The organism is Moraxella sp. CTOTU47724 (genome assembly GCF_032014955.1).
Lineage (GTDB): Bacteria > Pseudomonadota > Gammaproteobacteria > Pseudomonadales > Moraxellaceae > Faucicola > Faucicola tetraodonis.
Genome location: NZ_DALZSV010000073.1, coordinates 1 through 9530, shown reverse-complemented (window position 1 = coordinate 9530; position 9530 = coordinate 1). Strand labels below are relative to the sequence as shown.

Sequence of the window (9530 nt, the reverse complement as noted above, 5' to 3'; positions counted from 1 at the left end):
TAAATATGAGTAAATGACGGCTAAATATGAGTAAATGACGGCTAAATATGAGTAATGTATTTTACTCATTTATGAATTATGATATTATTCTCATAATAAGATTATTATGAGCTTGTCTAATGAGTAATGACCTAATTGTAATGGACAATTCCATTGTCACCAGTGCATACAATTTAACCTTAAATGAACAACGGTTAATTTACTGTGCTTTAAAGCAAATTCCTAAAGGCGTACCGCTTGATCCTGAAACAGCGTTTTATATTACTCGTGATGATTTTTTAGCGTTTGGGGTAAATCCAGATACTGTGGCTAGAGAAATCCGTCATGCCACCACTCAACTGCTAAAAAAAACCATCGTTGTACCTAGAGAAGATGGTGACTTAGAGTTTCAATGGCTATCAGAGGTCTTGCGTGTTGATAGAACAGCTGAGCAACGGTTAAGAGAAAAATACCCAAACCCTGAAGACCATCGCAAATATTTACATGGTCTTAGAACTTATAATTTATTGGATTCGTTACCCAATCGTAGAGATGATGACAATATCGTAGCTCGGATTGTTTTTCATAAACGGATTGTACCGTTATTAAGTGATTTGAGAGCAAGTTTTACCCAATTTGCTTTAGCAGACGTCACGGAATTTAGCAGTATCTATACGTTTAGGATTTATCAGTTGCTAATGCAGTATAAGTCAACAGGCTATGTAAAAATCAGCCTTGACGACCTGCGATTTATGCTAGTTTTATTTGATAAATATCCGTTAGTAGCTGACTTGAAAAGATGGGTTGTTGAAACTGCGGTTAATGAAATCAACGAAAAATCACCTTATAAAGTTAAATATGAAATGCTAAAAAAAGGACGAAAATTTACCCATCTTGAGCTTAAATTCAAGCTCAAAGAATCTGCTAAAAAGTTGATTGCTGAAAGAGACCCTAACACCATCGACTGGGTAAACGGACAAACCGACAACGAAGCCCAACAGACCAAAGTGCCATCATGGCAAACCAAAGGCTTATCAGATGCCCAAATCAAAAAAATTGGCGTTTATACCAAAGAATTTATCGATGCCAACAGCAGTAAAATCGCCCCCAATGATCGCAGGGATTACCCAGAGATTTTTGAAGAGTGGAAACTACAGCTCAAAGACCCGAAGACCGTAAAGAGCTTTTACAAGGTACAAGAGCTGTTAGAGAGAACAAGAAATATCTAAATCGAGCAAAACGAAAATGAAAAAACCAAAGAAAAAATTCAATCCCTGGCTTGTTCAAGATAGCGTTCAATCGAATGGGTATCTCTTGGCGTATCGTCTTTAGAAAACCCATCACCCGTACCAAACTTCACCACCGTCACCGAATCCACCGATTCAGCAGGATTAGCAAAAGAGCGGATCGCATACCGCCTATTGCTATGGTACAAACGCTCAATCACCAAACCATTGTGACTAGGTAACATCGCAAACAAATCATCTAACACCTTATCACGTTGCGCAGCAGTATACTCAAGCGGTTGCATACATCGCCTTAATCACCGCATTCAAGCGTGTTCTATCCTGTGGCGTATCATGGCTTAACACAATGTCTTGAACTTCTTTATCAAAAAAGTCCATAAACCTATCATAAGCTTTCTTTCTCGCCCTCATCTCCAAGATTTTAGGATTATTGGTACGAGTAGCCCCAGTAAAATCAAAATCCTTATAGCGTTCATATTCCAAATCAATATCTTGCATTGGCGTACTCCTTCTCTTGGCTTTTCGTTGGAAAAAAAGCCGTAATAATGCGAATCATATTTTCTCTTTGTGTCCAAACCACAACCAACAAACGAGCCTGGTTACTCATACCAATCGTCAAAGTTCTTTGCTCATCATGACTAGCAAAATCATCCTTATCAATCGAACAATCATCAAAAAACACACTAGCCACTTCTTCCAAAGAAATACCGCGATTTTGGTGTACCAACGCAAACTTATCGTCATGCCACTCAAACACCATACCAAACAAATCAAGAATTGGCATCACTAACCACCTTGATAATGACTAGCATTTGCCAACTCACTATTACCAACGATTAAAGACAACTCATTTTTAGCCCTATCAACACGCTTTAAATCTTGTTCCCTTAACTCACTTTGCATAATATCAAGCAAGCGTTTTGCATTGGCAGGGCTTTTACGAGCGTAAGCCAACATCATGCCACCAATAACCACCTTTTCCGCAGTATCTTGTCTCTTAATTCTATCCTTTAACCTTGCTGTCTTTTGTTCCAGCTGTGCTAACTGCTGTTCTAAATCCGCCATAACCACTGCCTTTCATTGAAATATTGCCAATTATAACACGGATTCACCTATCACCAAATAACACGAAGTGCGAACTTACGAAAACTCTGATATAATTACGCAAGCTACATTATCCCAAGTTTTCAAGTTCGGCAGGCGTTCCCCCTTGCAACCCCCACAAAAACCGCGATACGGTTTTTGGTTAAAAACGCAAAAGAAAAAATCTAAATGGCAATTTATCACTTATCGACTAAGCCAATATCACGCAGTAGCGGACGTAGTGCCGTTGCGAGTATTGCCTATCGTGCAGGGATTGCGATTACCGATGAGCGATTAGGTAAAACATACGATTATACAAAACGTCATGGAGTGCTTTGGACAGGATTGGCAACGCCCAATGATGTTAAAGTTGACCGTAACGAGCTTTGGAATTTGGCAGAGAAAAGCGAAAATCGAAGCAATAGCCGAACGGCTAGAGAGATTGTGATTAATATTCCCCATGAGTTAATGCAGGGCGACCAAGGCACAGGCAACATGCTGGCGCATGAGTTTGCCAGTCAGTTAAGCAAAAAGTATCAAGTAGCGGTTGATGTGGCAGTTCACGCACCTGATAAGCAAGGCGATAACCGAAATTTCCACGCTCATTTGCTTTTGACAACCCGAAAAATTGAACTAGACCGTAACGGCAACATCAAACTGACCGACAAATCACAGCTTGAGATGAGCAATACCCAGTTAAAACAGGCAGGGCTATTATCCAATCAAGATGAACTCAAAGAAATCCGTAAGGCGTGGGCGGACTTAACCAACGAATATCTAGCCGAGCATGGCATAGATGAGCGTATCGACCACCGTAGCCACAAGGACAGAGGGCTAGACACCCTACCCACGGTTAAAATGGGTTGGCAAGCCACCGAACTGGAGCGTAACGGCATACGCACAGATGTGGGCAACAAAAACAGGGATATCAAAGCCCATAATGCCAATCTTATGCAGAAAAAAATCCTAGAAAGTGAAATTGTGATTCAGCAAACCCTCAAAAATGCGTCTAAAACTCCAATAGAGCCACACAAAGACATTTCAGCTAGGGTAACATCACCCACCCCTATAAAATCGCAAAAAAGCGAAATTAGACCGCCTAGCGTTGATGTTAGAATAGATGTTTCGCAACATCCACAAAAACCACCAACGGACGAACAAGATTGGCGGTCACAGTATGAAGTGTGGAAAGCCCAAAAAAATGCCCCTGTGAGTGAGCAGACTATTCAACCACCTAATGCCCTGCAAACGCTTGAGCAATCCGCTATGAGCAAATATGAGCAATGGAAAGCCGAGAAAGCCCTAGCGGAACAACAGGTACAGCGAGAAGCCGAACGGCAACGGCAGTTAGCGCAGCGCCAAATAAAGCCCACACCCAAATACGATAATGACATAGGATTTAGCCCATGAGCATGAATAACGATGAACGCCTGTTTATGATGATGGCAACCATTGAACAGTTGGTAGAACAGACTAAGCAACAACAAGCTGTTATCACCGCTCAATCCGAACAGATTAGCCAATTGGCAAACACGGTTGAAAAACAACTTGAGACCATCAAGGACTTAAAAAACGAGAATTTAAAGTCTGCCAAAGAGCTAGAGACGGCGGTATTGCGTGGGGTTACTAACACAGTTCAGCAAAGCCTAGGCTTGCCCTTGGAGCAACAGGTAAGACGTGGGGTTGATAGGGGTATTCATGCAGGGATTAGCGATTTACAGGACAATGCCAGTCGTGTGACCTTTGATTATATTAAGCTACTCAAAGATTCATCAGCGGTGGTGAATAACGCCACAAGCAAGATACAGGAAACGCTAGGGCTAAAAACCATGTCTATTATTGGCGGTAGTCTGATTTTATCGTTCTTGTTGATAATGGCATTTACCCTGTGGTTTACTCCGTCATTAGAGGAAATTAAAGAACGCAGGGCGGAGCTTGCTTTGATAGAGCGTGAGACAGGGGCGGATTTTAGACGCTGTGATGGGGTGGCTTGTGTGAAGGTGCTGATTGAGCAATGTAATTATGGGCAAAGTTCAATAGGCGATAAGACGGCTTATTGTCGTTTGCCCAGTTCATGGCAAAGGTCGATAGGAAAGTAATTATAAAATGTAGAGAAATTAGTGTTTAATGCAATAGTTGTTTTGGATTTTTCATTGATAAAATCAAACCAAATATAATCATACCTGCACCTATATAACCGAAAGCTTGCAATGATTCACCAAATACAATAAAGGCAAAAAGTGTTGCAAAAAGCGGGTCGCTTGTCTCAATAATTTGTACTTTACTTGCTTCTCCGTTTTTAACTGCTTTAGTAGTAAAAAAAAACCCCCCAATAGTAGGTAGTAATATAAGAGCCATAATAAAAATAATTGAATCGAGAGTAGGATATTTAAATCCTTCAAGCAGAAGAGGAATAATTAAATAAACACTACCAAACCCAAAAAGCCAAACTAGTTGTGGTAGCCCACTTCCAATTTTAAAAACCTTTATCAAGAAAATAAATAAAGCATATCCTAATCCTCCAAGAAGAGCAAAAAGAATTCCTAAGCTATTTCCCGTAACGTTCTTTTCAAACAGAAAAATTATATATACCCCAAATAGGATAAACATAAAGGCAGATATTTTATATATATTTATTCTTTCTTTTAAAAGCATTGCTGCCATAATAATGGTTATGCCTCCAGCGGCATAAGTAAGAAATGAAACTAATGGAATAGAAGCTTGATTAAAAGCTTGTGTTTCAAAAAAATAGAGACAGAAAATCCCAAGAAAACTCAATATCGCAAACTTATAAAATGAATTTTTTAAGGCTAAAGTTTGTTTGCGTAGCTGTTTGTTTGCAAAACAGTATATAAATAATAATAAAAATGCTCCAAAGCATTTCCAAAATGCTAATGTGTTTGGAGTTAAACCACTGTTAAAACCAAATCGAGTAAAAACCCCAATAGAACCATTAAATATTGCAGCAATTAACGCAAAAAATTCAGCTCTTTTTAAGTTATTGAGCATATTCAAAACCATTTTGAATGGATGAAGTAAATTTTCTATCATCTAAAATATATTTTAAAAGACTCGTACGATTAGGGGTGGAAGATGAGAAAATCCCTCCCCAGTAATTATCCCATTCTGCAAAAATTACATCTTGACGCAATATTTCTGTCGCTTTTTTCAAATTCCAATGAGGAATAGCTGGATATAGATGATGTGTCAAATGTAAATAATCCGAGTGCATACCGATAAAAAATCTTTCCACCCACCCTGCATATCTATTGCGTGAATAAAATCTTGCAGTGTTAGTTGATTCCATCATTGGATAATGCTCAGATAATTCACTAAACCAGCCAATAACTGGATGAATCACTAAAAATGGAATCCACCAAAAAAGAAATAGTTCTTTTATCCAACCTGTAGCAAAGGCAATTAAAATAATAGATAGATGAAATACTACGATCATGATTGCCTCTGTACGTTCTTTATCATTTCTAAAAGCCGTAATAAATCTGTCTTTAATTAAATAGCGTATATAATGTGGAATATTCGAGCCTAACAAAGGTTTAATAAAATAGTTTTTAAGAAAATCACTACGGCTTTGTGATTTATAAACACCTTGTTCAAGCATATAGACTAAATCTGGGTCTATAGAATCATTACCAATTTTGGGATGGTGATTTAAGACATAAGTAATACGATATGTTCCATAAGACTGTAATATTGTCCATCCACAAAGCACCCTACCAATAGTAATATTTAATATTCGAGATTTAAAAAGAGTTGTATGAGCTGCTTCATGAAGTAAACTTGCGAGTGCTCTTTGCCTAGAACCAATAATAAGAATTGTGAGCGGATAGAAAAATGGAGAAAAATAAGATAAATAAATAGCACTTAAAATCCAAGCAATATCTATGATTATTGCGATAAATCCGTGAAAATTGTCCTTAGAATTTAAAATTTTTAATTTGGATATTTGTTCATCATTTAACACAGGTTTGAGAAATCTGTTATTGTTAGTAACTATGCTTTGATTTTGTATTGATTCTCTTTGCATAAAGAAAAACCCTAAAAATATTGGATTTTAATTTTATAACATATAAATACCAAAATTTTTATGAAAATTATTATTTAAAATTAAATTACAATTATTTAATTTTCATCTATATCTATAACAAAAGATTTCTTTTTTTTTAAAAGCTTTTATCTATTCTGATGAAGGGGTTACCACAGAAAACGGAAAAAATAGTACGCTAAGTGATTTGGTGTTCGTTAAAGTTATTGATAATTAAAAGTTTAAGTAAAACATGACTATTTTGATAAATGTTTATAAAGCTAAATTTAATGATTTTATATTCAATGTTTATTAGATGGGTTTTGGAGCATTTTCAAACTAATTTTAGGGTTATTTTTTGATTAAAATAATATGTCTAATAAACCAGGGTTTTTTAGACAGCTGAAAGACACTCAAAATTACTCGACAAAATTCCTTATCGTCGTTTGCCTAGCTCTTAGCAGTGGTCGATGGGGAAAAAGAAAAATTAAATAACATTTTAAAAATTGTATTTTGTTATTTTATATACTTAGTAAATTTAGCACTTTCTTTTACTGCAACAAGCAGCGGAATTGCTAGAAAAATACTTGCTAGAATAATTACAAAATTAAAATTTGTATAATTTAATGTTAAGCCGGCTAGTAGAGATCCTGTTATCAATCCTAGAGGTGGAAAAACTTCAACTATGCCTCGAAACTTTGGATACATTATTCCATAAGGATTAATCGCAATTATGTTTGATGAGACCGAATAACCAAATGCCCATACAATACCTGCTATAAGCATGGTAACTAATAAAATACTGTAGTTAACATCATAATTCCAAATTGCATAAGCACATATTAGAAAGGCTATAATACTAATAAACAGGCTAGCTTTTAAAACGTGTAGCATATGAATTTTACTCATAAGTATTGGTACTATTATTATTGGCAAATACATAGCCACCATATGCCATTGAACTAGAGTCGATATGTCTGGAGCCGTCATCTTTCTTTCTGTTGCTTCTAATGGAACAGATGTCATTACTAAAGTCATAGTTACATAACTACAAAACCCTATGAGTCCACCCAAATATAGTAATGATTTATATATTAGCGTATTTTTTTCTATATCGCTTATTTTAAAATTTGGATTTATTTGACTAATAGAATGTTTCTTAGGTAAAGCAAAACATAAAATTAATGCTATTACTCCAAAAAAAGCAACTGCTAAGTAAGATTTATAGAAAAGCTCAGGCATAGGGGAAATTTGTTTAGCAATCCACGGTCCTATAATTGCTCCAATAATCCCACTAACTAAGACGAGATTAGTATTCCATGGGGATTTTACTTTTGCCATATCTTGAACTAAAAGACGATGATAATTGGATAATCCCATAAATATACCAACTAGCAATAGGCTAAAAGAAAAACTATAAAATAGATTATTTTTTACAGAAAAAGAAGACAAAAGCCCTGATGCTACACAAAGCAATGCTGACAAAGCATAAGTTCGTCTTAACCCAAGATAATTAATTAAAAACATACCGCAACGAGAACCAACAATCATTCCTATACCTATCATAGCATAAGAAGCCGTGCCTCCAAGATTACTATGAGTTAGTAATTGCCCTGATCTAACTGTAATACTTAGATCCAAACTCGCCACAGAAAAAGATATAGCATAAAGAATTGCAAACCTTAGGGTATTTATATTAAGAGAATTAATAATACTCATGTATGTAATTTTTCCATTTTCAATCATAAATCGAGATAAAAATCAGAAAATGCATAGTTATTGATATAACGTTTACATCCAATTTGCGAGGCAATATTAATTTCCGGCTGAATTAGCATACAGTATTTTTCATCTACTTTTTTCAATACCGCTACACCATGATAAGGAAGTAATTTAGAAGTCTTTTTATACTCAGGATAAATCCTTAAGCCTAATATATCTTGTTGTTTTTGATGAATTGTTGCTCTAATAGAATTAGGGAAGTATTTTTCTTCCCATGACATCTTTGACATAGCATATTTTAATGATCGATAATCAATGAATGCTCTTTCAGTTCTTCTTAAAACCTCTTTACCAAACTTACTAGAAAAGTCATTATCTCTAAAAGTTTTCACTATTTCATTATAAGGTGCAATGATATCCCTAGTCGTAATTGTTCCTGCCATAGCAGAAACCCAAGCCTTATGTTCAGCATTATCTAACCCATAACTTGAATCAAGTGATAGTTTTTCGTACATTTCCATATAACTATCTTCAAATTTCTTAATATCATGTTTAGCCATATCACACATATCATAAATGTAAAGATTTTCTAAATTCTCATCTATTAAATACTTTTTTAAATCATCTAAATACTTAGAAGAAATAACAGGATCAGAACCTAATGGACGTACATAAAAATTTGAATCGGCAATAATTTGAAAACGTAACTCAATATTAGTCACTTTTGAAAATAGGCTAGAAATATTTTGTAATGAATGTAATGAGCATTCTTCAGCAAAAGTTAGTGTTGTTGGCTCTATTCTTTTTGCTCGATTACCAATTACACAAAATATTGGAATAACAATATTAAGAGAGGCTGATTGTTTTATGACTTGATCGATAATATTTTGAATTCTTTTAGATTCTCTAAAGCGTCGTCTCGAATTGAATTGAAAAGCATGATGGTTCAAAAACTCAATTATTAATTGTGTTTCCGAATGATTTTTATAAGAGTTGTAAAATTTTTCAATGTCGAAATCGTTATAGATAGAACATTCTTTCAGCAATGATGTTCTATCTCCTTCAAAATTAGTATTTGGTATTTTTAATGATAAATTAGGAAATTCATCAGCCCATTCATAGTTAGATGTAGGCACTGAATCAGCCAATAAGCTTTCTATTGTTAGTATATTATTAGACATCCATGTCGCCTTAATCATACTTTTTATAAAATATAGCATTATTTTAACAAACAAACATTATTTTGTTAAAATTTTAACAAAAAACAAGATTTGAAAATTGATTAATCTTCTAGCTTATCCACAGATTTTTTTATTGGATATGTTTTTTTAGTTTTTATATAGTTTTTATATAGTTTTTAGACCCCTTTGCAGACCGCTTGTATCAATGGTTTGCGAAGTTCAAATATGAGTAAATGACGGCTAAATATGAGTAAATGACGGCTAAATATGAGTAAA

Annotated in this window: 11 protein-coding genes; 3 read left to right on the top strand and 8 right to left on the bottom strand. The window is 35.1% G+C overall.

Annotated features, from left to right (window positions below; all coding sequences use genetic code 11):
* Window positions 1–119: 119 nt before the first annotated feature.
* Complete coding sequence (locus RTR63_RS10840; RefSeq protein WP_312524191.1) at window positions 120–1208, top strand: RepB family plasmid replication initiator protein; 1089 nt, start codon at window positions 120–122, stop codon at window positions 1206–1208.
* 38 nt (window positions 1209–1246) lie between these two features.
* On the opposite strand, the gene RTR63_RS10835 is transcribed toward RTR63_RS10840, so the two are convergent.
* The 4 genes from RTR63_RS10835 to RTR63_RS10820 are packed head-to-tail and all read right to left on the bottom strand — an operon-like array spanning window position 1247 to window position 2291.
* Complete coding sequence (locus RTR63_RS10835) at window positions 1247–1510, bottom strand: hypothetical protein (protein WP_036605114.1); 264 nt, start codon at window positions 1508–1510, stop codon at window positions 1247–1249.
* Window positions 1497–1724 (bottom strand): hypothetical protein, encoded by a 228-nt coding sequence (locus tag RTR63_RS10830; protein WP_036605116.1) that lies wholly within the window; start codon window positions 1722–1724, stop codon window positions 1497–1499. The genes RTR63_RS10835 and RTR63_RS10830 overlap by 14 nt, the downstream gene beginning before the upstream one ends.
* Window positions 1711–2010: a BrnT family toxin gene (locus tag RTR63_RS10825; RefSeq protein WP_036605118.1), complete on the bottom strand. Its 300-nt coding sequence runs from the start codon at window positions 2008–2010 to the stop codon at window positions 1711–1713. Before RTR63_RS10825 ends, RTR63_RS10830 begins: the two co-directional genes overlap by 14 nt.
* 2 nt (window positions 2011–2012) lie before the next feature.
* Window positions 2013–2291, bottom strand: a complete 279-nt coding sequence (locus RTR63_RS10820) for a hypothetical protein (protein ID WP_095356977.1) — start codon at window positions 2289–2291, stop codon at window positions 2013–2015.
* Between the two features lie 207 nt (window positions 2292–2498).
* Here RTR63_RS10820 and mobQ point away from each other — a divergent pair, with 207 nt between their 5' ends.
* Both mobQ and RTR63_RS10810 read left to right on the top strand, forming a co-directional pair.
* A complete protein-coding gene (gene mobQ / locus RTR63_RS10815; protein WP_312524187.1) occupies window positions 2499–3719 on the top strand; it encodes a MobQ family relaxase in 1221 nt (406 codons plus the stop codon).
* Window positions 3716–4408, top strand: a complete 693-nt coding sequence (locus RTR63_RS10810) for a hypothetical protein (protein WP_312524185.1) — start codon at window positions 3716–3718, stop codon at window positions 4406–4408. The genes mobQ and RTR63_RS10810 overlap by 4 nt, the downstream gene beginning before the upstream one ends.
* A gap of 25 nt (window positions 4409–4433) precedes the next feature.
* On the opposite strand, the gene RTR63_RS10805 is transcribed toward RTR63_RS10810, so the two are convergent.
* From RTR63_RS10805 to RTR63_RS10790, 4 genes are all read right to left on the bottom strand, one after another.
* Window positions 4434–5318 (bottom strand): DMT family transporter, encoded by an 885-nt coding sequence (locus tag RTR63_RS10805; RefSeq protein ID WP_095356980.1) that lies wholly within the window; start codon window positions 5316–5318, stop codon window positions 4434–4436.
* Window positions 5308–6354, bottom strand: coding sequence for a fatty acid desaturase family protein (locus RTR63_RS10800; RefSeq protein ID WP_312524182.1), 1047 nt, complete (start codon window positions 6352–6354; stop codon window positions 5308–5310). The genes RTR63_RS10805 and RTR63_RS10800 overlap by 11 nt, the downstream gene beginning before the upstream one ends.
* 513 nt (window positions 6355–6867) lie before the next feature.
* A complete protein-coding gene (locus tag RTR63_RS10795; RefSeq protein WP_101965274.1) occupies window positions 6868–8070 on the bottom strand; it encodes an MFS transporter in 1203 nt (400 codons plus the stop codon).
* Between the two features lie 23 nt (window positions 8071–8093).
* Window positions 8094–9254: an L-tyrosine/L-tryptophan isonitrile synthase family protein gene (locus RTR63_RS10790; RefSeq protein WP_167512209.1), complete on the bottom strand. Its 1161-nt coding sequence runs from the start codon at window positions 9252–9254 to the stop codon at window positions 8094–8096.
* Window positions 9255–9530: the final 276 nt, after the last annotated feature.